We start from the raw sequence: 22,807 nt of genomic DNA on the forward strand, positions 1-22,807 counted from the left end.
AATAATCACATGAAATTTGGAAGACTGTGGAAGTTACATAAAGCCATCTGGGTAGTCATTACCGCTATGTTTGTATCTGTGCTCTTTCTCAGTCTCTTTCAGATGCCGATGGGTATGGATATGACCACGGGCGCTTCGGGGTGTCCTTTTATGTCTCACGGTGAGGAGGTCTTGTGTTCCATGAACACACTTGAACATCTGTCTGCCTGGCAGTCTGCTTTTACTGCTATCGTCCCTACCTTTGGTCTTTTAACACTTACGGTAGTGAGTATTTTGTTGCTGGCTTCAGTCGCCCCCAATCTACTTTCCACACCTCGCTTCAGTGAGCCATCATCGCCACGATATCTACGCGAGCAGATATACACCTTTAGCTACCGGCCGCTCCAAGAACTGTTTTCAAGCGGCATCCTACACCCGAAGCTTTTCTAGTTAACTAATTCCAACAACAGGCCTTTTTCTGTTGTTTTATTAGTTAATGAGAAAAGTAACGATGAATAACAAAACTATAGTAATTGCCGTGTTTGTGCTTCTCCTTGGTGGACTAGCCTACTACACCGTTGGCTACAACCGCCACACGGACTCGAGCGACAGTCACGAAGCTATGATGGGTGCCCACGACGATGGCACCATCGAACCATATGAAATCTACCCAGGTGATGTTGCTGAAAAAATTAAGAACAATGACAACATTGTCTTGCTTGACGTGCGAACACCTGAAGAATATGCCGAAAATCACCTCAAGGGTGCACTACTGCTTCCGGTACAAGAACTCTCACAGCAGTCACTGAATGCAATCGGACTCGGCGAAAACGCAAAAGACAAGGAGATCTACCTCTACTGTCGTAGCGGCAGTCGGAGTCAGACGGCGTATAACATCATGCGCTCGCTCGGGTACACCAACATTAAAAGTGTGGCTGGTGGTATGATCCACTGGGAAGAAGACAACTACCCATTTACTGAGTCAGGTGTATACGAAGGAAATCAAATGATGAACGGTGAGACTATGATGCCGGACGATGCTACTGGCCCTCACATTACCTTTAATCAAACCAGTCACGACTTTGGGGTTATTCCGCAATACGGTGGCAAGGTTGAAACGACCTTCACGGTCACAAATACCGGCAAAGAGACGTTACAGATTGGCGACCTAACGACGAGCTGCAGCTGTACGAGCGCAATGATCGCGGAAACCTCTATTGAACCCGGTAAAAGTACAACTCTGACAGTGGTGTTCGATCCAAACTTCCACGAGGAACCGCTTGATGTCTTTAAACGTACCGTCTTTATTCCTACCAACGACCCCCGAAATCCTGAAGCAGAAGTCTCAATCACTGTCGATATTGCAGAGGGTCAGTAATCATTAATGAAAATAATACCTATGAACAAATACACTATTGGTGCGATCTTGCTGGGAACCATTCTGTTGCTGGTAATGGTCTCGACCCAGAGCAACAACGCTGGACAAGCAGCCACCAAACAATCAGCCACATCTATCATCACTGTTACGGGAGACAAATATGACTTCGGTACAATTGATATCTTTGGCGGCAAAGTACATACAACTTACATGCTCAAAAATGAAGGACCCGATGATGTCACTATCACCAACGCCCAAACGAGCTGTATGTGTACCGAAGGCGAAATAGACGGTTATACATTCGGTATGCATGGTAGTAACGTGCACAACATTGTCATCCCGGCCGGTGCAGAAAAAGAAGTGACCGCCACCTTCGACCCACTCGCTCATGGTCCGAATGGTACCGGTAAGATCACTCGAGAATTGGTCCTTAAGACCAACTCCACTGCTTCACCGGAAGTACGAATGATGTTCAATGGAGACGTCGCTAAAAATGAAAACAATTAATCAGAAAAAACCTATGCAATACGGCTATTCAAAACAAGTAGCGCTACCCTTTACGGAAGCGGTGACAAAAACTAAAGACGCACTGGCAGTGGAAGGTTTCGGGGTGCTCACTGAGATTAATGTTGCTGCCACGCTGAAGAAAAAACTCGATATTAATTTCAATCAGTACGTCATATTTGGTGCGTGTAACCCGGCGTTTGCCCACCAAGCACTCGAGGCAGAACCAGAGATTGGTCTACTACTTCCGTGCAACGTAATTGTTTACGAGCGCGACGGCAGTGTGCATGTCTCCGCCATTCTGCCAACGGTCGCCATGCAAATGGTTAAAAACGACTCATTACACGAAATCGCAACTGCAGTTGAAGCAAAGCTTAAAACTGTTGTTGACGCAATCGCATAAACCTATGAATGAAGAACAACAAACAACCAAAGTTACCGCTATGCCAGTAAGGACAAATTACCTCATTCCGCTTTCGATCGTAATCGCCGGGGCACTCATTGGGGCTGGACTTTATTTCAGTGGCAGCGCCACGTCATCAACTGTTCAAGCAAATAAAGCAGCTGTGGCTACTCCGCAACCAGCCGTTGAGCAAGGTTCACCAGAGAAAGTAAATCCAGTTACCGCAACCGATCATATCAAAGGTTCACCTGATGCAGCGGTAAAGATTGTTGAGTATTCGGACTTTGAATGTCCATTCTGCAAACGTTTCCACGACACCATGAATCAGATAATGGAACAGTATGGCAATTCGGATGACGTAGCGTGGGTATACCGCCACTTTCCACTTGACCAACTACATAGCAAAGCGCGACCAGTTGCAGTGGCATCTGAGTGTGCTAATGAGCAAGGTGGCAACGATACGTTCTGGAAATTTACTGATCGTTACTTTGCACTTACCAAGTCGAATAATCAGACCGATATTCAAACCGTAATCCCGCAGATTGTAAATGAACTTGGTCTTAATACCACTGCTTTTCAAAGTTGTTTCGAAAGTGGAAAGTATGATGACCATATCCAGGCCGATGTACAGAACGCTATTGATACTGGTGGGCGTGGCACCCCATGGAGTATTGTCATTGCTCCAAATGGAAAGACCTTTCCACTGAATGGAGCGCTGCCACTCGAAGCCGTAAAGCAATTGATCGAACTGGCAAAGAAAGAACAATAAGCAATGCTGCGAACACTCGGTACAGTCTTTAAACAACCACGGTATATACTCGTAGCGACACTCGTTGCGGTGAGTGTATTCGTGTTTGCAGTCTGGTTACCAAATGTCAGTTTGATAGCTTCTGTTCTTACGTCAAATGTGGGTACCTCTGCGGAGAAGGTGACTTTTCTGTTTAGCCTATTAGGCTCACTTACTACCAACTTCACGGTTCTATCTGCTGGTACGACCATTGTGGTGGCGATACTCTTTGGTATGAATGTCGCATTACTTCTGTACTACATCCAGAAAGTTAGAGTTAGAACATCAAGCATTAGCTCCTTTAGTGGTATGGGTGTAGCTGGTGTCATAAGTGGCTTCTTGGGGGTCGGGTGTGCAGCATGCGGAACCTTTATCTTAAGTTCCGTACTGGTGCTGATTGGAGCTGGTGGAATATTAGTATACTTACCATTCGGAGGAAAAGAATTCGGAGTCATTGGTATTGCTCTACTGTTAGTAAACATTCACCAGTTACTTAAAAAGATCAATACCAGTCTTACCTGTGAGACAAATTTATTTAGGAAGTGAATTAGAAAGATAAAATTATGAAACGACTACTCATTATTATTGTGGCTGTGTTACTTTTAGGTGCTGCGTTTTGGTACCTGAATCAAAATGACACGATTACTACCAGCCACCTAGATACAACTGGTTACAATAACATTCAATCTGCTAGTGATTTAACGAAACTCACTGACGAACAGGTGGCAACTGTCCGCCCTACTGAAGTAGTGGAACTAAAAGACGGTGATACTTATAACTTAACTGCTTCGATTGTGAAGCAAGAGGTTGGTAATCGAGAGGTAAAACGATTGGCATACAATGGGCAAATCCCAGGGCCAATCCTTAAAGCACCAAAAGGATCAACTGTAACCATTAACTTTACCAATAACATCGACATGCCAACCGCGCTGCACTCACATGGCATTCGAGGTGATTACAAAATGGACGGCGCAGCACCACTCTCACAAGACCCTATTCCGGTTGGTGGAACCTTCACGTATAAAATCACCTTCCCTGACACTGGTGTGTTTTGGTATCATCCGCACGTTCGAGAAGACTACCAGCAAGACATGGGTCTCTATGGGAACATGGTCGTAACGGAACCTGGCTACTGGAATGATGTCGATCAAGAAGAATATCTAATCGTCGATGATGTACTCGAAAATGGTGACTATAGTCCGACAATTGTCACCAACACCATGATGGGTCGTTTTGGTGACACGCTACTCATTAACGACCAAACAAATTACACACTTACGGTAAAACAAGGTCAGATAACACGACTTAACTTCACCAACGTAGCCAACACACGTACTTTTGATTTGTCGCTCACAGGCGCTGAAGTAAAAATGGTTGGTGGTGATATAGGTAGAATTGAAAAAGAGAAAATGGTTGACGATGTCATTATTGCGCCGGCCGAACGGTATGTTGTTGAGGTCTTCTATAAAGATTCGGGCACGTATGCCATCCTGCATCGTGGTAAGAAAATCGGTACGGTAGTAGTAGAGCCAAGCTCTGAAAATAAACAGGCACAATTTGCAGTCTTGGCTGAACATGCGGCGGATTACTCAGACATTCGCACAAATCAAACAGCACTACTCGCCAAGGCACCGGATAAACGTCTCCGTCTTGATGTAGACTTGATGGGACAGATGGGTGACATGATGTCAGGCGGAATGATGGATAACAACAACGAAGCACTGCGGGAACACTGTAAGCTCATGCCCGAAATGCATGGTTGCGAGCAGTTCACTACAGAGAATGGTGGTGAGCCTGGAGCTGGTATTGAGTGGGAAGATGATATGGCAATGATGAATAGGGTGAGCACAGACAAAAACACAACCTGGATCATTGAAGATCAAGATACCAAAAAACAAAACGAGGATATTAACTGGTCCTTCAAACAAGGCGACCTGGTAAAAGTACGCATTTACAACGACGAAAAAGGCGAACACCCAATGCAACATCCAATTCACTTTCATGGACAACGTTTTGTTGTTCTGGCACGTAATGGACAGTTGAATGACGACTTGCAATGGAAAGACACGGTCCTGATTCCAAAGGGTCAGACAGTCGATCTTCTAGTTGACATGAGTAATCCAGGAGAATGGATGGCACATTGTCACATTGCAGAACACTTGCACTCAGGGATGATGTTCCAGTTTAAGGTTGAGTAACTGGGAGTAAAAATTGAAAGGACTATAATTACTGCTGTAAAAAATAAAGAAAAAGCGCCATTGTCGGCGTTTTTTCTTTTTTAACGATAAGTTTCAATTTTGTTATACTTGCAACCATGAGTGAGTTGTATGCACAAACATTAAAGTATTTTCACCTTGCAATCACGGAATTCTTACCGACTCTTAGAGAGTTGTGTGATAACGTAACAGATGCCACCGTAAGAGAAGAGATAGAAGATTTAATTGAGGCATATGAAGATATTGATGCCAAGATAGAATCTCATGGTCTTAATTACGATGACCCTAATCGTTCTTACGATGGAGAGCCTGATGAGATCAAAATTGATATCCCAGACGAAATGATTAAAAACTTGGCTCGTCTTTCTCATCGGCTACTCTTTGCTTGGAAAAAACGACTTGTAAAACTTCAAAGAAAAACATATCTCACTGACGCTAACAAGGACGAAATTTACAAACTAGAGAATCTAATCTGGCCAATAGAGGCTTTACTGAAGGCTGAGTCTTATGTTCTGGGCAAATACGCTAATCTAGGTCCTTTGACTTTTCCTGGGGAAACCTCTGATCATGAAGGTGGAGTGACAAAAAGACTACATGATTTGCTTGAGCAGATTCATTCTTGTTACTCCTTGGGTGATGCAGGAGTTCTAGAGGGACAGCGTTTATCTGACACAGAAGAGCATGTGAGAACACAAATGACAGAAATTGCAGACGCTGTTGGTAACGAGGTTTTTCAGTTAAAGGTTAAAAAGCTTAACTCTGGATGGAGAACTATGCTGAAGAGTGGTTTTCATAATAGAAAGACGGCCGAATCTAAGCTTGCTGAGTGGGAGTCAATAATTAATGACATCTTGAAAAATCTTCATCCAGTAGATTCAGTTGAAAATATTGTAAAGACAATTAAGAATCGTCTAAAAACCGAAGACTTATTTGTTGAGAGTCGGTCTCAGGATGAAGACCAACATCTCCTTATAGGTAAAAGGGATGGTAGTCCAGAAAAGGCCCATCTGATCATTGACGGAAAGACCGGCGAGATCCGTGTTGAGGACAATCAGCAAGAACCAACTGAATTGATCAGTAAGATTGAATCGGTTCTCACACTACGTGATGGTAGAAAAATCAGATCAACACGGGAGTCTCTAGAAGAGATTTCAGATCACGATGCAAAACGACCAAAATTAGATTTGGAGACAAATTTTTCGGTTTCTGGAAGCAGTGCCGGAAACTTCCTAAAGTTTAAAGTTAAAAACGATGGAGAGGAATCTGCTGTTGATGTTAAAGCCATTTTTGTAGCCGATGGAGAAGAGGTGGAGAAAATTAGCGTTGCACACAGCATTTCACCAACACAATGTAGTCCTGAAATAAACTATCGTTACACAGATACAATGCTCTTTAATAGTCAGATATCTGATGCGAGAGTAAAATTTGAATACAAGGATCGCGCTGGCAATACTTACTTGTCAGGACGGAAACTCATTCAAAATGATCGTGCTGACGGAAGATTTAATATACAAAGTAGACCCGGTGACTATTTTGAAGAATAGATGTTGATTTGCTTATCTTGTAGCACAAGTTTGCTTTTTAAACAGCCCAGTAACTCTCGTTTTTCATAAATTGGTCTCTTTCTTAGAATGTGCTTAGCGTAATTCCGTATATCAATATCTCTCACACTCACTTTAGTTGAATCTTCTCCTAACACTGATTTCTGGAACTCATTGTGTGCTTCTAGCTCGGCTTTGATACGATCTTTCATACCAATTTCATCGAGTGAGATTGTGTCGAGTAGTTGCGCTAGTTGCTCAATCAAATCTTCTTCTCTGATGTAGCCACACTTACAGTGTTTATCGTGGAATTTGCTACAACCGTAGTAGACGTAGCGATGTGTATTGCCGTTTTTCTGTGTCTTGAATTTTTCGTCAGCGCTTATGGTCGAACCGCAGAGTCCGCAACTAATCATCTTAGTGAAGGCGAATTCTTTGTTTTGAGTTCTTACTACGTGTTCGTTGGTGAGTCTGTTTTGAACTGCCTTGTACAACTCTTTTGAAATTATTGGGTCATGTTTACCTTTGTACCAGTTACCGCTACCTTTTGGATACTCAAATTCTCCATAATAGAAGGTGTTTTTGAGGATGATATACACGTTGCTAAGCGTGAGTGGTTTTCCGTTCTTTGTTGCAAACCCTAAGTCGTCCCGAAGCCAGTGGAATATCTTTCGTCCAGACCAGCCATTGTATGCGACCTTCTCAAATATTTGTTTGATGACGTCTGCTCGTTGTTCATCAATAATCACTTCGCATTTTCGATTCCTGTCAGGATGATTGAGGTATCCAGTCGGTGCGACTGCGGGCCACAGTCCCATTTCACACCGTGCCTTGAGACCTCGCTTCACATTGACCACCTTGTTGTCATTCTCAAGCTTCGCCTGTGACCCAAGGATCATGAGAAGGAATTTTTCGTTCGGATTGTTCGTGAATCGTTGTCCGAAGGTGCGGATTTCGTGCAACAATCCTTGGTCCATGAGATCGACGACCGATCCGAGATCTCCTGCGTTACGGGAGAGACGGTCTGGTGCCCAGGTCAAAATACCGTTAAACTTGCCACTCCTGATCTCAGCAAGTAGCTCGTTGTATATGGGTCGCTGACCAACCTCTTTCGAGGAATGTGATTCACGTTTGATTTCAGTAACGTTGAGTTGCTCACGGGAGGCAAGATCAAGCATCTCCCGTACCTGTGATTCGATCGAGAGGGCTTGTTTATCCTCCTGTTCCGTTGATTTTCGTGCGTAGAGGCAGTACCTGACGGTTGTTTGTACCTCCACTTTTTTCTCTGTCACCAGAGCGTTGCTTGCGTATGTCTCCATTACCACAATCAATGACGCAATACCCTGAAGGAGTCTAGGGCATCTGAAGTTGGTAACTAAATCGCATCTGGGCGTCCGATGCCTGCAGTGGCGACTCGAGGGCTGTCTTCAAGAATTCTAAGAACGACAATTGCGAAAGCGTCTGCAAGGTCATCATGCGTCTCTTTCCCAAAGCCAACCATTTGTTCGATCAGTTCCTCACATCCGACATCGGGGAAAAGAATCCTGCCTTCTTTTATGAATGAGGTGGTGAGGCGAAGTCGAGCGCCTTTGTCAGCACGCCCAGTCGGTACTCCGACCACATCGTAACGGTTCGTATCTAAGACCTGTACGAGTGCTCTTTGGTATCCAACGTCCTCAATGTACAGCTTCACACGGTAGCATTTGTCTTTATGTACTGCGTGCAATGCTTTGATATGTTCGACCTGTTCGGGAAAAGTTAATTGCGCGTTCGTGGGATTGGGTTGAATGTATATCTTCATATTCTTCCCATACCCGTAGACGTAGCCGACCACCATAGCGGTACAGTCGGCAGAACTTTTCTCACTGATCGCCAAGTCCACCCCAATGGCAATCTGGTGTAACCCTTGGGATGGGAGTGATGAGTACGTTTGAATCCATTGTGGTTGTACCACCTGTTCTGCAGTCGAGATGATTTTCAGCATGTATTCGCGGTACCATGACACCTCGTCACCAGTTTTCTCTTTTTCTGCTTCAACACTCTCTGTGTCGGGATATTTTCCCGGCCATAGCGGGTTATTATCGACATCTACAATCGGGTATTCACGATACATAGCATTGAGGGAATTCATCTCACCAGCTTCTATCTTTCGCTGTAGTCGCTTCAGTACCGAATCCTCATGGAGCAGGTTCCCAACAGCGATGATACGTGTGCGCCTACTACCGGCTGGTATCATCTCCCCTGTGAGCCAATCGAATGTCTTGTTTCGTCCCTCACGTGTCTTTACTGAATTAATGTCTTCAATGTCATCAAGGATGATCAGGTCTGGTCGATGTTCACCGTGACGCATACCACGGATGCTCTGCTCGACTGATGTGATCATGATCTTCACGTTGAGCCGTTTGATAATGAGTGCAGTAGCATTCCCAAGACTGTTCCGTTCTTCTTCAAACGGCCCAAGGTCTCGCTTGAGGAGTTCGTTGTGCAGAAGTTCGTTTTTTATGTTTGTGAGATATGCCCGCGCCTTTTGTTCGGTTTGCCCTGCAATGACGATGAATTTACGCTGTTGAACGCCTAAAATCGCCCACAGCACGTATGCAGTGGTGATAATGGTGGATTTAGCTGATCCTCGAAACGCAACGATCACCGCAAGCTTCACGCTTTCATCTTGTAGGATGCGGAAGAGGTCAACATGGAAGGGTGCAACCTCATACTCAATGTATTTGTGAAAGTAGATCGGAAAAAAGTGTTCGAAGCTTTTTTGCACGAGGTTTCGACGAAGCGAATGGTCGGAGAGTACTTTATCGAAAAAGTCTTCGACACTACTTTTCTTTTTTCTTGCCATAGTGATTTACGGACGAGAGCCGAAGCGCCTCTTTTATGAGACGCTTTTGCTCTTTCGTTAATGGTTCATCAGTCGATACCTTTCCTGAAATCTCAAGCTTGTTGCTGTACCGAGAATTGTGCGTGGTCAAATACAAGCGAATTGCTTTAAACTCTCGATCACCAATAAGAGAAAACAGTTGATTCTCCGCAACATCAGACATAAACGTTCGACCCTCAACAAGCGCATCTTCGACCTGTTTTTTGAAACGCTTGTTGCTATTGATCCAGCGATACACAGTGGCTCGACCAACACCCACTTTCTGACATGCTGTCTCGATGGTTGGGGTACGTTTAAGTTGCTCAAGAAACGCTTCCTTGAGTTTCTTTTGCCGAGCGTGAATAGTGTCACGCCTGCTCATACGGTTTTGCTTTAATGCTGGTAAGTTTCTCGAAGCGGGCAATGATAGTCGCACAGTACTCAGGGTCGAGTTCAATACCTACACACTTTCGCTTAGTCTGCTCGCAAGCGAGTAGTGTCGTTCCAGAGCCAAGAAAGCTATCGAAAACAACATCACCGACTCGAGTGCTGTTCAGAATCAGACGACGAATCAAATCAAGCGGTTTTGTGGTCGGATGCATCTTGCTTTGGTTTGGCTTTGGACACACGAGCACACTCTTATCTTTGGATTTCACAAACTCATGTGTGCCGTACCAGCCATACACAATCAGTTCATGTTGTGGTGCGTAATCAAGCCGACCTACAACTGCATGCGTCTTCACCCAGATAAGTAACTGGGCAAACTTCACATCTAGTTCATTCATCGCTTCTCGCAGCGCAAACACCATCTTGTCTGCGTTGAAGATATAGAGACCATTCTTTCGTTCTAGATGTGATAACACAGGAGCAAGCCATGCTTTGGTGAATTCGCGATATTCATCGTCACTTTGGATATGGTCGTTGGTAATTACTTTGTCTTTAGCGAGAGTCTGGAAGTTACGTTTACTCTCCGTTACTGCCACTCCATACGGAGGATCACTTATAACCGCTTTGATCTTTTTATCTCCAATAATCTTGGCTACTAGCTCAGCATTCCGAGCATCACCACAGGCGAGGACATGCTCGCCAAGCACGAAGATGTCTCCGTGCTTAATTGAGTTTTGTAACTGGCTCATGTGAGAGTTTCTTAAATCGGTTGATAATCACCTGACAGAAGACAGGCTCTATTTCGTTGAGGTACGCAGTACGCTTTAGCTGCTCGCAAGCTGAGAGAATACTCCCTGAGCCAGCGGTCAGGTCGAGTACAGTGTCTCCTGGTTTGGTACAACGGCGTAATGCTTTTTCGTGCAGTGTCGGATTCTTCTGGGTTGGATGTTCATATTCGCTACCAGGAATCCGCTTTACGAGCCAGATGTTGAAGAGGTCTAGAATGTCGTCAGTTAGCCGATTGCCAGAAGAGACTTCTTTATTAATCACTTCGTTAAGATTCTTCAGTGAGTCATTCAGATACGGCTTACCAACCGTGCCGTACACGCAATATTCAGTAACTTTGTTGAATGCCACCTTCGGGGTGGGTGACTGATTGTCTTTGATCCAAATACAGAGCCGCTTCGAATCTACTCCTAGCTCTCGGTAGAGTTGCTGGAATAACCAAACGTATCGCTCGTCGGTCCAAAACATTACATGAGCGTCTGGTTTTGCTACCGACAGCGCATTTTGCATGATGGTGCGGATAAACAACTGATACTCATCGTCAGATTTGTTGTCATTTGTAGTACCACCGTACTTTGCTTTATTCCCGACACCTTTGTCGTATGACAATCCTATATTGAATGGCGGGTCGTCGTTTATGAGATCTATTCGCACACCATTAGTGAGTTGCTTTACTGTCTCGGGATCTAAGGCATTTCCACACATCAGACGATGTCTACCAAGAGAAAAATAATCTCCTGGTTTGATGTTTGTATCCTGTGCGTTCTCTACCTCTTTCTTTTCATCAAACTCATCATTCACAATCTCTAAGTTGTCATCGAATATGAATGACAAATCTTGTGACTCAAATCCAGCTAGTAGGAGTTCATCAATGTTGAAATCTGATGCGAGCTTTTCGTAGTCCCACGTTCCGCCTGAGCGGTTTGAGGTGAGAAGATAGTCACGAAATTCAGCTTTAGTGAGTGGTCGATTTGGGACTCGTACTTCAATCTCTTCTTCTTCACGACCAAGGAGCGATAGTGCCAAGACCCGCTGATTTCCAGCCACCAAGGTTCCGTCTGTGTTAATACAAGGCAGCTCAGCAACGTTGAACTTGTTGAGACTACGCTTCAGTCCCTCTAGTTGAGAGTCTGTGAGTTTACGGGGATTTTTCCCGTATCTAATAAGGTCTTTAACTTTCCGACGTTCAGTACGCCAGACTAATTTTTGTTTAGCCATGTTATGTGGGCTTAACTACTAATCAGTCCAACAAAAACACCAACTCAAATAAATGGTTGGTGTTTTTGCTTTCAGCCTTAAGAGATAGTTGACGAATGCAACAAACAGCAACCAAATGGTTGTATTTGTTACCTTCGTCAAAGACCCCTTTGTCTCCGATCAGTGACTGACCGGCTCCGGCATCCTCCTCTGACTCATCAAATACTTAAAAGTATCTGGTCGCCGCATTTTGTTATGGCGCTGAAAGGCGTATGTGTTCCTGATGAACCTACTTATAAGGGTAGTACGTTTTTGAAATTACGCAACCTAGTTATTCAGAAGTAGGTAACTAAGGCTTCGCAAATACCCTGAAGTAAGCTAGAGTGCCAAAATAACTACAAAAAAGCGATGTTTAATCTGAGCAATAGTAGTATCCTATATGATAACGTTGTGTTATATTGCAACAAGGCGTATAGTCAAATTATGAAAAGCGAGTCGCAAAAATTGGGCAATAACCTCAAACGAATTAGAACTGAGAAAGGTATTTCGCAGGGTGACATTGCTCGTGAGCTTGAGGTAAGCAGAAGCTTTATAAGCAATATCGAGAACGGTAAAACAAACCCGACTTTGTCGACTATTTCGAAACTTGCAAAAACTGTTGGAGTCTCTGTGAGCGAATTAACAAAATAATTTTAATAACATGACATTCGACCCACAATTAATCTTATTATTCATCAACACAGTCGCTGTCATTTTTGTAATCGCACTGTTTTTAACTAAGAATGATACTGCCAGAAACGGTGACGCTGGTGATATTTACGAGAGGATTAAGAATGATATCAAATTCACATTCGAACCAATGGTCGATATACCACTTGGTGTCGAGGAAATCGTCGACCTTGCGGTAGAAGTGTGGCGAATGGAACAAAGGTTGTCTAAAGCGTCCGAAAATATACCAGAGATACACCAACGCAGTCTTTCAAATTCAATAAATCGTCTAAAGAGTTACTTAAATAAGTACGATGTAGAAATCCATGACTATACAGGACAAAAATATAACGATGGATTAAATTTTGACATTCTCTCCAGAGAGCAGGACCCGACTCTTGAATCACCAATCGTAAAAGAAACAGTTGAGCCTACCATTACATGCAGAGGTAAGGTGGTGAAGAGGGCAAAAATCATATTGGCATCAAATCAAAAATAGTTATGGCAACTCGAAATATACAAATTGGAATTGATTTAGGTACCACAAACTCAGAGGTGGCAATTAATAATGGATCTGCTATTGAAATAATCAAGAATGGTTTTAATGATGAGTATACTCCTTCAGTATTTGGTGTAGATAAATCAAAAAATAAAATCGTGGGTAAAAAAGCCTATGAAAGATTGTTTAAATATTCATCAACCGAAGAACTAAATAACAACAAAGCTGAGGTTAAGAGAATCATGGGAACCTCAGAGACAGTACGTTTTGATAGAACAAATGAAGAATTACAACCTGAAGAGATTTCCGCAGAGATTTTGAAGTCACTAAAAGAAGACATTTTAAGAAAGTATAGTGACTTTGAGACTACGTCTGCTGTCATCACGATACCCGCTCACTTTTCTGTTGTTCAAGCTGAAGCAACCAAGAGAGCTGGAAATATAGCTGGATTTAATTATGTTGTTTTGCTCCAAGAACCAATCGCAGCCGCAATCGGTTACGGTTTTATGAATGCTAAGAACGAAAACTGGTTAGTATATGATCTTGGCGGCGGCACATTTGATGTTGCATTAATTTCTGCAAAAGATGGAAATCTTACTGTTGTTGCTCAAAACGGTGACAACTTCTTAGGAGGAAAAGACTTCGATAAATTGATAATCGATAAAGTCTTAATTCCAAAAATCAAAGAAGAATTCAACGTACCCGACCTAAAAGATGATCAAGTCGTTTTCTCTAAACTCAAGAATCTAGCAGAGACAGCAAAAATTGAACTAACCTCATCTGATAAGACTAATATCCAAGTAGAAAACATTGGTGAGGATATGAATGGAAATGAAATTTATCTATCCATTGATTTCACTCGGTCAGAATTTGAGAAGCTTATCAAACCTCTAGTAGAACGAACAATAAAACTGAGTCAGGAAACAATTAAAGAATCTGGCATTAAACAGAGTTCAATCAATAAAATCATACTTGTTGGCGGACCTACATTAATTCCTTATATAAAAGATCGCCTTGAACGAGACCTAAAGATTGAGGTTGATACCAGTGTCGATCCTCTAACAATTGTTGCAAGAGGGGCTTGTATCTACGGAGTCAGTCAACAAATACCTGAAGAATTTCTGGAAAAAAGAGCTGATGCCGCTGAATCAATGTCGGTAAAATTACACTTCGACTCACTGTCATCTGATATTGAGACAACCATTAGTGGTGTAGTTGAGGATTTGAGGGACTCGGAAGAAGAGTATTATATTCAAATCCAAAGCGACTCAGGTACCTATAGTGGCCCAAAGATTAAAGTTAAAGGAGGTAAATTTTTTGACACTATAACCCTCGACAAAAATAAAACTAACCTATTCTGGATTTATCTTTTCGATTCTGAGGGAAACACTATTCAGATTGACCCTGACTCCTTTACTATTATTCACGGATTGTCTATATCTGGTGCGCCAATCCCTCATTCTGTTGGGGTTGGAGTTGTTAAGAAGGATTTTAAGACAGGTATTGCTACCGAAGTATTTGATAAATACTTTTCAAAAAATAGCACCTTGCCACTCGAAGAGACAAAAATCTTTAAGACTCTCAGAAAGCTTAAAAAGGGCGACAAAGATAACGCTCTACCTATCAATGTATATGAGGGAGAGTCTGACAGACAGGACAGAAATCAAAGAATCTGCAGCCTCAAGCTAACTGGTGAGCAGATACCCTATGATCTTCCTGAAGGAACTCCTGTTGAAATTACCATAAAGATTAATGAATCTCGCGAAGTCTCAGTTAATGCTTACATTGAGTCAATTGATCTTTCTGTAGATGCCCGGGCAACTATTCATGATGAAGAACTGGACGTTGAGCAAATGAAGTCAGAGCTTGAACTACAAAGAAATCGAATTTCGAATGCCAAGGAAAACTGCTCGGATGCTGAACGTAGAGATCTGGAAAACACATACGAATCCGTAGACGATAGTTTGCAAAGAGCTGAGGACGATCAGGATGAGAAAAGAAAAGCTAATAAGCAACTCAAAGATTTAAAGATTCAACTTGACTCCATCGAGCGAGACAAAGAAATGCCACAGCTAACTCGTGAATTTCGTGATGGCCTAATGAATGCAGACGAAACAATTAGAGAACTTGGTGATAAGGAAGAATACAATCAGCACAAAGAATTACTTGAAGCATTAAAGGCTGAAGGTGAAATTGCAATTGAAAACAACGACAAACATCTATTGGCTCGAGTGAATGAACAAATTGATGAGCTTAAGCAAAAGATTGTCTTTTCAAATCCTGCTGCATGGGCCTATCTTTTCCAAAAGATAGTGTCAGAAAATAAGAATTTTATTAGCGACAAAGAAGCTGAATATTTCATCAACAAGGGACTTAGGTCAATTGAGGTTGGTGATGTCGAAGAACTAAAGCGTTGCGTTAGAGGATTGCTGTTGTTGCTACCCCCTGAACAACAGCACATGATTCAAAGTTCAATGTCAGGTATAACTTATTAAAATAGAATATGAATCTCTTAAAAGATAATGCATACCACATATTAGGCTTAGATACTTCAGCAAGCCAAAAAGAGATCTCCAAGAGGTCAAAAGAAATATTAACGCGCCTAAAAATTGACGATGTACCAGAGTACGAAATTGACTTAAATTTCTTTTCAAATTTTAGAACTGAGAATTCGGTAAAACTGGCACAATCTAATTTATCGAATCCTAAGAAATTGATAAAAGAATACTTCTTTTGGTTTCAGGTTGCAGATAGCGTAGACGAAGAAGCTGTTGATTTTTTCAGAAAAGGACAATTTGGTGAAGCTGCAAAAATATGGAAGGAGCATAGCCAAGGAGATACCATAAAGTCATTACTCTATAAAAAGAATTTGGCGATTTTAGTTACAATTCTCTTGTACAAATCAAAAGATGATGACCTCCTTAACAAGTCAGTCTCATTGTGGAGTGAATTAATAGGGTCTGATAAATTTTGGAACGGGTTTTCAAAAGTGTATAAGTTACATGATGAATTGGGTTCTGACTCAGAAGTTATTAGTGATTTCAAAAGTAAGGTTGCCGATTATCTTTCTGACATTTATGCAGAGTTATCTTCAATTCATCAGGACAAAGACTTTGTTACTTTGTTCGCAAAAAATTTTGGACTTAAGGGTGAAAAGATGGAGGCTGATGTATTGAACCCAATCTATAAAGTGATAAATGACGCCGTTGAAGAATTGGATGCACTTGGCGTGAGTGATGACGGGGTGTTAGATCAAAAAGAAACCGCAGAGATTAAGCGACTTATTGGCATCATCCAATCTGAACTAAATAAGCTAATAGATCTTGGTTTGTACGATGATAGTAAGATTAAACTTGTACGTGACAGAGCTGCTGCTACCCTAAGAAAACTAAGTATTGAGGTAAACAACAACTTAAATGAGGCTGATATTGCATTAGGTTTAAGTAAAATTGCCGATAGCATTTCAGGAACAACCAGCTTTAAGAGCAAGGTCCAGCAAGACATTAAAACTCTTGAAGAAAATCAAGCCTATAAAGCAAAGGAAGAAAAGCAAAAGGCTATTATTGATCCAATTCTGGCCACTTTTAAAGCTGGCGACTCAGAGAAGGCACTTCAGACAATTAATGCTTACATCTATAACGAAAGTACTGACCCTGATTTAAAAGAAACGTTATTAGAAATTAAAAAAGTTATTGAGGAACGTATCGTCCAACATGGTAAACCAGTAAAAAGTGCCCCCACCTTGTTTACTCTTAACGGTTTCGGTACAAAAATATATGGTGACACTTTGTATGTCACACTTTTGTTCATACCAGTAATTCCTCTCTCTCGATACTCCTTGGTTAATAATGGTGACAATTACAGTTTCCAGGGGAAGTTGGAATTGCGAGAGTGGCAAAAGATTTGGAAGGTGGTGGGTTTGATCGCGGTCGGTATTATCGTGCTTATGATGTTTAGCAGCTAGGCTTATGAATGATCACTTAGACTTCAACACAGATTTTTTAAATAATCCTGTTTCTGGTAAGAATCAGGGTCCATCTAATGATAACCAACCCAAAAATGGTGGGGGTAAAAAAGGTTGGATTATAGCAGCAGTCATCTTCGGTGTCCTTATTGTTATTGGTGCGATGGAAGATTCTGGTTCAACAGGTTCAACTTATACACCAACAACCAACTCGACGTACAGCAACAACACGAACACTTCTGCTGATCATTCATTAGTATTTGATGGGCAAACTTTTAGATGTTCTGATTATCACTATGATAAAGCGATGGCATTGAGGCCAGACGCAACACTGAGCGCACAAATAGATTCAGAGAGTGCAGCTCTAGATTTGCGTATTAGTAGTCTAGACTCAGAAGCGGCTAGGATAGACGCAATGTATGTTGATGAGTATAGCCAGTGGTCGATTGATAACTACAACGCAGCTGTTGATGCATATAATGTTAAGAAAAATAGACTACAAGCCGATATTGATAGTTGGAATCTAAAAAACACTTCTTTTAATAGAAAAATTGATGCTTACAACAATTACCTAGATACTAACTGCCGACCACAATAAATTATGTCAATTCAAACAAAACCAATTCTACATAATGGCTTTGAAATCAGAGAAGGCCTAAAAGTAAAGAGTCGTATCGACAAGGTATTTTTCACTGAGATTTATCACCTTGATAACGACACATACTTCTACCTCTTCCTAAATCTCAATCCTAACGAAATTATCGATAAGCGAGGGCGGTATGAATTAGTGAGGATTAATATCTCTTCTAAGGAGTGGATTGGAGCTATTGTAAAAAGTAATACTAACCCCGCTTCTGTCATTGAGGAGTTAACTACTCTGCGAGGATTTGATCAGATTGCTGGAATGCAAGAACTAAAGAATCTATTGATTGCAGAAGTGATAAATCCGCTACGAGATCCTGCTAGATTTGAAAAATTCAAAGTGTCTATACCTAACGGAATTTTGCTTTACGGTCCTCCGGGATGCGGAAAAACCTTCATCGTAAGAAAACTTGCGGAAGAGCTGGGATATAACTTTTTTGAAGTAAAACACTCAGACCTTGCAACGCCTTTTATACATGGATCAGTAGGTAATATTGGTAAGGTTTTTGAAACCGCAAAACAGAATTCACCAGCTGTTGTATTTTTTGATGAAATCAGTGGTCTTGTACCAAACCGTCAAAATTTGAATGATTCATCTTCACACAAAGAGGAAGAGGTTAACGAGTTTTTGATTCAGCTTAACGATGCTGCTGATAATAATATTCTAGTTGTAGGTGCAACGAACTATATTGATCGAATTGACCCAGCGATATTGAGGCCAGGACGAATGGATAAAAAGATTCATGTCCCACCACCTGACGCAGAAGCCAGAAAAGAACTATTCAAGCTTGGTCTTTCAGGTCGTCCGCACGATGAGAATATCGACTTTGAACACCTAGCTAAAATAACCGATGGCTACAGTAGCGCTGACATTATTGAGGGTATAGTTGAAGGAGCTGCTCGTCTGGCTGCGAACATGGATAAACAAGAAATTGATCAGGAACTACTAGAAAAAGAAGCAGCTAAACTTAAACCTGTAGAAGAAGAAAAGCCGAGATTTGGTTTCGGTGCGTAATTTAGTAATCAATGGAAATCGACTCAAAAGAAATCATTCTGCAATTGTTGAAAGGGATGTGGGAAATGAAGTCACTATACCTCATGCTGTTTGGAGTGGTTGTCTTGGCCTTAATTGCAAGAATCCTTATGGATTTGATGAGCCGACAAAGTCAAATTAAGTGGTTTCTAGGCAAGCAAAAAGTTCAGGACTTGCAAAAGCTCACACCTTCACAATTTGAGGAATATATCGCCGAACTATTTAAATCACTTGGCTATCAAGCAGTTGTAACTGGCGGTAAGGGTGATGGAGGAGTCGATGTTGAAGCAGAAAAAGACGGCATCAAACACTACATTCAATGCAAAAAATTCATCACATCAAAAGTACCCGTTGGAGCAGTGCGTGACTTCTACGGTGCTATTGCAGATAGGATTGATGGTGGAAAGGGTTATTTCATCACTACAAATGTTTTTACACTTGATGCTGAACATTTTGCAGAAGATAAACCAATTGAACTAGTTGATAAGTTCAAGTTGATGGAATACATGCACATGGCGAATGTGGAAGTTCCAGAGTCCACTCCCGTCGTGTGTCCAAAGTGCGGATCCGAGCTTATTCGTCGCAGTGGTAAATACGGTCCCTTTATGGGCTGTAGTACGTATCCAAAGTGTGACTACACAAAGAAACTCGCATAAGGTTATATGGATAAAGAAGTCGCATATAAGCCAAACACAACAGCCTGTGAGGATCTACCATATCCAATAGTATTATATCCCGGTTTCTACGGCTCCTTTTTCGCATTTAAGCAGAATAAAAAAGCAAAACCTCACTTTTGTTCATGTGCGTACGAAGCAATAGAAAACTACATTAGAATCAGACAGTCATCTGAGATTCCATTGAACTCATACCCTGATCGTATGTACTTATTGGATTCCCACGATTTTCCAAAATCTGTTGTCCAGACTTTGATGCAATCCAACATACCTGACGATCAGGTGTTGGCGAATCTTAACTTTGCTGACAAGTTATGTCATGAGTGCAATTTGCAAACTCCTTCGTATCGCTATTGTGTAGAGATGTACGGAGGTGCATTCAAGCAAAATTATGGTTGGTACATAGGAAAACAAGCATACGAGTGGGGTTTTGATAGGAGTAAAAGTAAGTTGTTGATCGACAGTTTGTGTCCTGAAGATCTTCTTGAGTTGGTCAATGATGAATCCTTCCAGTATGGTAGAAAGAGACGAAGAGAAATTGCAGATAAAACGTTTGAGTTCGATAGAGATTTTGCAAACATTTCAGATGTAGATCGACAAGAATACAGTGCTTTGTTCCAAGAAGCTCGAAATATTGATAAAAGTCTCTCAAAACACTACAGAAAGATCAACAATGTTGTTGAGAACGAAGTGCGAAGGAAATTTGGTCATAAGAATGTTGGTGAAGCATGGACTAGTGAAACAATTCTCTACTACATAGTAAAAAAACTATATCCTGAACATACAATCCACCGTCACTATCGTCCTGACTTTTTAGATGGTCTAGAATTAGATATTTACATTGAGGAGCTGAATATAGGTATTGAGTACCAAGGCATTCAGCACTACAAGCCAGTAAAACACTGGGGTGGTGAAGATGCGTTAAAAAAGTTGCAACAAAGAGATAAAAAGAAGAGGAATATTTGCAAAAAGATTGGAATTCCACTTATCTATTTTGAACATGATGAGGGATTGAGCGATAGTCTAGTTGTAGCGAAGTTAAGTGATTATGAAAGTTAGAATAAAGAAATTGATACAAAGATTAAAAACTGACAAGAAACTGGCAGGTCTTTTTTTTCTATATGTTGCTACGGTGGTCGTTGTTTCTTATTTATTTATTCAGTGGCCTGAATATGCAAACAAGACTACCTACATTCTTTTCCTAATTTCTCTAATGCTGGTCACGTTGTTTACTTGGTCAATGGCAGCGTTGGCTATCTTCAGGTCTCTTCTAGTTGTTGGTGCAGGACTATCACTAGTGTTGTTCATTGCTCAATCGTACTGCGCCTTACCTCTTAACGAACAGGTTGCAGACGACTCTCTACAGAGCTTGATTGGAATAAGTGTTTTGTTTATAGGCGTGATGTTTTTTAATCGACTGTACCGCGAGCTGTTTGGTAATCCAGAATCGAAGCGTGAATTTGATAAGCTTGGTGCACTTAAAGTCTTTCGGGAAGCAAACAAAGGTAAGGATTCTGTTTTAATCCTTGTTCTTTACGCTTCCTTTATGGGTCTTATTCTAGGTCAGTTGTTCCAAGTTTTGTTCCCGATTTTTATTAACCTTTGTGTTTATCAACCATGACTGAATTATTAAAAATAGTACACAAATGTGTAGACAAGATTAAAGACGATTTTCTTTTGTTTTCAGTTGCAACTTTAGTATTAATGGTTGCTTTTCCAGAAGCAAAGATGACAACCTTCATTGTCTATGGCACTGCGGTGCTTATTTATGTTGTCGTAACTCTGATTAAAAGTAGAAAGCAGGAAACGAACAATCGTTTTTTACAGAATGTAGATGATTTCTTAAACGATCCAGCTTCTTGGGAACGTCGCACTATTGATCATTCAGATGTCTATTTCTATTCTAGAGATAACAATTACAAAATTGTAACTGGTGACGAGTCAATACGTGAGTGGGAACCAAACATTGAACCTTGGATGCAAAATTTTCCAGACCCTCATGTTTCTGAGTACAACGTGTATTTAAAGCATGGAGAGAACACAATTGCAGAGTATAAATTTGTATATTGTGATGGTGCAAGATATTTTATGCCCTTACCTAAAAAGCGTTGTGCTGAACCAGGAGATGATTTCAGATGCAATAGGTTCGAGTATATTTGGAATCGCAATTCAATCGAATATAAAATTGGTACTGTAATAGGTGATTTTTATAGGTATGAAAATCTGGAAGAGGTAGCTAGATTCTGCGGTATCGTGATTGAGTAATCTATGGATTTTGTATGTATAAAAACTTATATGACAAACATAAAATTAGAGGTGCCTTTATTACAGAAGACAATAAGAAGTTAATAGTAAACTTCGAGTTTTCAAACAAGGTAGTATCCTTTAACAAAGGTCAGCTAATCGAAACGACTGAGACCTTAGAGAGGGCGGAAGTGAAAACTGTACTAGAGAAAGATAAGTATTTTGTATGTGTTGTTTCGACACCTGAAGCTGACCTCGATTTTCTTTATAAGATTTCCCTCGCGATTGCTTATGTAGTTGGTCAGAATTTTGAACTTCAATACTACTTCAAAGAATTTCCATACTATCCAACAAGTCACCACTGGAACATTGATAGCTGCAATCCAATATCGCGAAGACTTTTTGAAGACCTTTTACGTTCACCAAGTAACACTATCAGATTTTTACTTTCATTATTGCGCGATGACGCAACTGCTTTTTCACAACTTGTACCAACAATGTTGGTAGTAAACGCATACAATCACTCAGAAGTAAGCTTTATTACAGAGTTTGGTCTATTACAAAAGCTTTCCAAGAGGCACGATGCCGACAGTAAGTTGTTCACAGCCGAAAATGATCTAGATAAGCTATCACAGTTTTCTAATACAATACTTGAAACACTCCAGTTAGATTATACTGATATCAATATACCTGCACTAGAAAAGAAGTTATCGACAGAAAGCTTAAATAGTAAAACCGCTACAAACGAAAAGATTGTTTCGTATTTAAACAGTTTTGATAAAGAAAGAATAAAGTCGTGTGCTGAATATGTCCCACAATGGAATAAGTTGAGAAGTTCTGCACTTGTGACTCACGGAGGCAGACCGATCAATGTCAAAGATGCAGATAAACGTGGAAAAATGCACAAACTTCACGAACTATTATTGGACATAGTTAGTCTAGAGGTAAATGCAAAATATGGAGATGCTGGCATTCTAGACTGATGAGCATACAATGAGGACT

The 22,807-nt window shown here is 41.2% G+C and carries 24 protein-coding genes; 19 read left to right on the forward strand and 5 right to left on the reverse strand.

The annotated features are described in order from the left end of the window. Window positions 1-9 precede the first annotated feature (9 nt). The 8 genes from H6786_00340 to H6786_00375 all read left to right on the forward strand — a co-directional run bounded on the left by H6786_00340 (window position 10) and on the right by H6786_00375 (window position 6,811). Window positions 10-429: a hypothetical protein gene (locus H6786_00340; GenBank protein MCB9815817.1), complete on the forward strand. Its 420-nt coding sequence runs from the start codon at window positions 10-12 to the stop codon at window positions 427-429. Between the two features lie 61 nt (window positions 430-490). Then, window positions 491-1,357 (forward strand): DUF1573 domain-containing protein, encoded by an 867-nt coding sequence (locus H6786_00345; GenBank protein ID MCB9815818.1) that lies wholly within the window; start codon window positions 491-493, stop codon window positions 1,355-1,357. A gap of 21 nt (window positions 1,358-1,378) precedes the next feature. Further along, window positions 1,379-1,864 (forward strand): DUF1573 domain-containing protein, encoded by a 486-nt coding sequence (locus tag H6786_00350; GenBank protein MCB9815819.1) that lies wholly within the window; start codon window positions 1,379-1,381, stop codon window positions 1,862-1,864. 13 nt (window positions 1,865-1,877) lie between these two features. Beyond that, window positions 1,878-2,264 (forward strand): DUF302 domain-containing protein, encoded by a 387-nt coding sequence (locus H6786_00355; GenBank protein ID MCB9815820.1) that lies wholly within the window; start codon window positions 1,878-1,880, stop codon window positions 2,262-2,264. A gap of 4 nt (window positions 2,265-2,268) precedes the next feature. Beyond that, on the forward strand, window positions 2,269-3,033 hold the full coding sequence (locus H6786_00360; protein ID MCB9815821.1) for a thioredoxin domain-containing protein: 765 nt from the start codon (window positions 2,269-2,271) through the stop codon (window positions 3,031-3,033). A gap of 3 nt (window positions 3,034-3,036) precedes the next feature. Then, on the forward strand, window positions 3,037-3,597 hold the full coding sequence (locus H6786_00365) for a hypothetical protein (GenBank protein MCB9815822.1): 561 nt from the start codon (window positions 3,037-3,039) through the stop codon (window positions 3,595-3,597). A 17-nt stretch (window positions 3,598-3,614) separates the two neighbouring features. Next, a complete protein-coding gene (locus tag H6786_00370; protein MCB9815823.1) occupies window positions 3,615-5,249 on the forward strand; it encodes a multicopper oxidase family protein in 1,635 nt (544 codons plus the stop codon). Between the two features lie 116 nt (window positions 5,250-5,365). After that, a complete protein-coding gene (locus H6786_00375) occupies window positions 5,366-6,811 on the forward strand; it encodes a hypothetical protein (GenBank protein ID MCB9815824.1) in 1,446 nt (481 codons plus the stop codon). On the opposite strand, the gene H6786_00380 is transcribed toward H6786_00375, so the two are convergent. From H6786_00380 to H6786_00400, 5 genes are read right to left on the reverse strand one after another with little or no spacing between them, the layout of a single operon-like run. Next, a complete protein-coding gene (locus H6786_00380; protein ID MCB9815825.1) occupies window positions 6,796-8,127 on the reverse strand; it encodes a recombinase family protein in 1,332 nt (443 codons plus the stop codon). The genes H6786_00375 and H6786_00380 overlap by 16 nt on opposite strands. Before the next feature lie 56 nt (window positions 8,128-8,183). Then, complete coding sequence (terL, locus tag H6786_00385; protein MCB9815826.1) at window positions 8,184-9,653, reverse strand: phage terminase large subunit; 1,470 nt, start codon at window positions 9,651-9,653, stop codon at window positions 8,184-8,186. Beyond that, complete coding sequence (locus H6786_00390) at window positions 9,631-10,053, reverse strand: hypothetical protein (protein MCB9815827.1); 423 nt, start codon at window positions 10,051-10,053, stop codon at window positions 9,631-9,633. Before H6786_00390 ends, terL begins: the two co-directional genes overlap by 23 nt. Next, the gene (locus tag H6786_00395; GenBank protein ID MCB9815828.1) at window positions 10,040-10,807 is read right to left on the reverse strand and encodes a site-specific DNA-methyltransferase; all 768 of its coding nucleotides are present in this window, start codon (window positions 10,805-10,807) and stop codon (window positions 10,040-10,042) included. The genes H6786_00390 and H6786_00395 overlap by 14 nt, the downstream gene beginning before the upstream one ends. Next, on the reverse strand, window positions 10,782-12,062 hold the full coding sequence (locus H6786_00400; GenBank protein MCB9815829.1) for a DNA modification methylase: 1,281 nt from the start codon (window positions 12,060-12,062) through the stop codon (window positions 10,782-10,784). Before H6786_00400 ends, H6786_00395 begins: the two co-directional genes overlap by 26 nt. Before the next feature lie 462 nt (window positions 12,063-12,524). Here H6786_00400 and H6786_00405 point away from each other — a divergent pair, with 462 nt between their 5' ends. The 11 genes from H6786_00405 to H6786_00455 are packed head-to-tail and all read left to right on the forward strand — an operon-like array spanning window position 12,525 to window position 22,788. Next, entirely contained in the window at window positions 12,525-12,731 is a 207-nt protein-coding gene (locus H6786_00405; protein ID MCB9815830.1) for a helix-turn-helix transcriptional regulator, read from the forward strand. Window positions 12,732-12,741: 10 nt separating this feature from the next. Next, a complete protein-coding gene (locus tag H6786_00410) occupies window positions 12,742-13,248 on the forward strand; it encodes a hypothetical protein (GenBank protein ID MCB9815831.1) in 507 nt (168 codons plus the stop codon). A gap of 2 nt (window positions 13,249-13,250) precedes the next feature. Further along, window positions 13,251-15,743 (forward strand): Hsp70 family protein, encoded by a 2,493-nt coding sequence (locus H6786_00415; protein ID MCB9815832.1) that lies wholly within the window; start codon window positions 13,251-13,253, stop codon window positions 15,741-15,743. An 8-nt stretch (window positions 15,744-15,751) separates the two neighbouring features. Continuing rightward, window positions 15,752-17,212 (forward strand): hypothetical protein, encoded by a 1,461-nt coding sequence (locus tag H6786_00420; protein MCB9815833.1) that lies wholly within the window; start codon window positions 15,752-15,754, stop codon window positions 17,210-17,212. A 4-nt stretch (window positions 17,213-17,216) separates the two neighbouring features. Further along, complete coding sequence (locus H6786_00425; protein MCB9815834.1) at window positions 17,217-17,810, forward strand: hypothetical protein; 594 nt, start codon at window positions 17,217-17,219, stop codon at window positions 17,808-17,810. A gap of 3 nt (window positions 17,811-17,813) precedes the next feature. Then, the gene (locus H6786_00430) at window positions 17,814-18,869 is read left to right on the forward strand and encodes an ATP-binding protein (GenBank protein ID MCB9815835.1); all 1,056 of its coding nucleotides are present in this window, start codon (window positions 17,814-17,816) and stop codon (window positions 18,867-18,869) included. Between the two features lie 11 nt (window positions 18,870-18,880). Then, complete coding sequence (locus H6786_00435; protein MCB9815836.1) at window positions 18,881-19,543, forward strand: restriction endonuclease; 663 nt, start codon at window positions 18,881-18,883, stop codon at window positions 19,541-19,543. 6 nt (window positions 19,544-19,549) lie between these two features. Beyond that, window positions 19,550-20,620 (forward strand): hypothetical protein, encoded by a 1,071-nt coding sequence (locus H6786_00440; protein MCB9815837.1) that lies wholly within the window; start codon window positions 19,550-19,552, stop codon window positions 20,618-20,620. Beyond that, window positions 20,610-21,182, forward strand: coding sequence for a hypothetical protein (locus H6786_00445; GenBank protein ID MCB9815838.1), 573 nt, complete (start codon window positions 20,610-20,612; stop codon window positions 21,180-21,182). The genes H6786_00440 and H6786_00445 overlap by 11 nt, the downstream gene beginning before the upstream one ends. Next, complete coding sequence (locus H6786_00450; GenBank protein MCB9815839.1) at window positions 21,179-21,826, forward strand: hypothetical protein; 648 nt, start codon at window positions 21,179-21,181, stop codon at window positions 21,824-21,826. The genes H6786_00445 and H6786_00450 overlap by 4 nt, the downstream gene beginning before the upstream one ends. Before the next feature lie 14 nt (window positions 21,827-21,840). Then, on the forward strand, window positions 21,841-22,788 hold the full coding sequence (locus tag H6786_00455) for a hypothetical protein (protein ID MCB9815840.1): 948 nt from the start codon (window positions 21,841-21,843) through the stop codon (window positions 22,786-22,788). Window positions 22,789-22,807: the final 19 nt, after the last annotated feature.

The sequence above is a fragment of the Candidatus Nomurabacteria bacterium genome (assembly GCA_020632075.1).
Lineage (GTDB): Bacteria > Patescibacteriota > Minisyncoccia > Phycocordibacterales > UBA918 > OLB19.

What these genes read in the sequence shown, in the direction of transcription:
- H6786_00340 (MCB9815817.1), top strand. Translation starts at nt 10, where the DNA reads ATGAAATTTGGAAGACTGTGGAAGTTACATAAAGCCATCTGGGTAGTC.
- H6786_00345 (MCB9815818.1), top strand. Translation starts at nt 491, where the DNA reads ATGAATAACAAAACTATAGTAATTGCCGTGTTTGTGCTTCTCCTTGGT.
- H6786_00350 (MCB9815819.1), top strand. Translation starts at nt 1,379, where the DNA reads ATGAACAAATACACTATTGGTGCGATCTTGCTGGGAACCATTCTGTTG.
- H6786_00355 (MCB9815820.1), top strand. Translation starts at nt 1,878, where the DNA reads ATGCAATACGGCTATTCAAAACAAGTAGCGCTACCCTTTACGGAAGCG.
- H6786_00360 (MCB9815821.1), top strand. Translation starts at nt 2,269, where the DNA reads ATGAATGAAGAACAACAAACAACCAAAGTTACCGCTATGCCAGTAAGG.
- H6786_00365 (MCB9815822.1), top strand. Translation starts at nt 3,037, where the DNA reads ATGCTGCGAACACTCGGTACAGTCTTTAAACAACCACGGTATATACTC.
- H6786_00370 (MCB9815823.1), top strand. Translation starts at nt 3,615, where the DNA reads ATGAAACGACTACTCATTATTATTGTGGCTGTGTTACTTTTAGGTGCT.
- H6786_00375 (MCB9815824.1), top strand. Translation starts at nt 5,366, where the DNA reads ATGAGTGAGTTGTATGCACAAACATTAAAGTATTTTCACCTTGCAATC.
- H6786_00380 (MCB9815825.1), bottom strand. Translation starts at nt 8,127, where the DNA reads ATGGAGACATACGCAAGCAACGCTCTGGTGACAGAGAAAAAAGTGGAG.
- terL (MCB9815826.1), bottom strand. Translation starts at nt 9,653, where the DNA reads ATGGCAAGAAAAAAGAAAAGTAGTGTCGAAGACTTTTTCGATAAAGTA.
- H6786_00390 (MCB9815827.1), bottom strand. Translation starts at nt 10,053, where the DNA reads ATGAGCAGGCGTGACACTATTCACGCTCGGCAAAAGAAACTCAAGGAA.
- H6786_00395 (MCB9815828.1), bottom strand. Translation starts at nt 10,807, where the DNA reads ATGAGCCAGTTACAAAACTCAATTAAGCACGGAGACATCTTCGTGCTT.
- H6786_00400 (MCB9815829.1), bottom strand. Translation starts at nt 12,062, where the DNA reads ATGGCTAAACAAAAATTAGTCTGGCGTACTGAACGTCGGAAAGTTAAA.
- H6786_00405 (MCB9815830.1), top strand. Translation starts at nt 12,525, where the DNA reads ATGAAAAGCGAGTCGCAAAAATTGGGCAATAACCTCAAACGAATTAGA.
- H6786_00410 (MCB9815831.1), top strand. Translation starts at nt 12,742, where the DNA reads ATGACATTCGACCCACAATTAATCTTATTATTCATCAACACAGTCGCT.
- H6786_00415 (MCB9815832.1), top strand. Translation starts at nt 13,251, where the DNA reads ATGGCAACTCGAAATATACAAATTGGAATTGATTTAGGTACCACAAAC.
- H6786_00420 (MCB9815833.1), top strand. Translation starts at nt 15,752, where the DNA reads ATGAATCTCTTAAAAGATAATGCATACCACATATTAGGCTTAGATACT.
- H6786_00425 (MCB9815834.1), top strand. Translation starts at nt 17,217, where the DNA reads ATGAATGATCACTTAGACTTCAACACAGATTTTTTAAATAATCCTGTT.
- H6786_00430 (MCB9815835.1), top strand. Translation starts at nt 17,814, where the DNA reads ATGTCAATTCAAACAAAACCAATTCTACATAATGGCTTTGAAATCAGA.
- H6786_00435 (MCB9815836.1), top strand. Translation starts at nt 18,881, where the DNA reads ATGGAAATCGACTCAAAAGAAATCATTCTGCAATTGTTGAAAGGGATG.
- H6786_00440 (MCB9815837.1), top strand. Translation starts at nt 19,550, where the DNA reads ATGGATAAAGAAGTCGCATATAAGCCAAACACAACAGCCTGTGAGGAT.
- H6786_00445 (MCB9815838.1), top strand. Translation starts at nt 20,610, where the DNA reads ATGAAAGTTAGAATAAAGAAATTGATACAAAGATTAAAAACTGACAAG.
- H6786_00450 (MCB9815839.1), top strand. Translation starts at nt 21,179, where the DNA reads ATGACTGAATTATTAAAAATAGTACACAAATGTGTAGACAAGATTAAA.
- H6786_00455 (MCB9815840.1), top strand. Translation starts at nt 21,841, where the DNA reads ATGTATAAAAACTTATATGACAAACATAAAATTAGAGGTGCCTTTATT.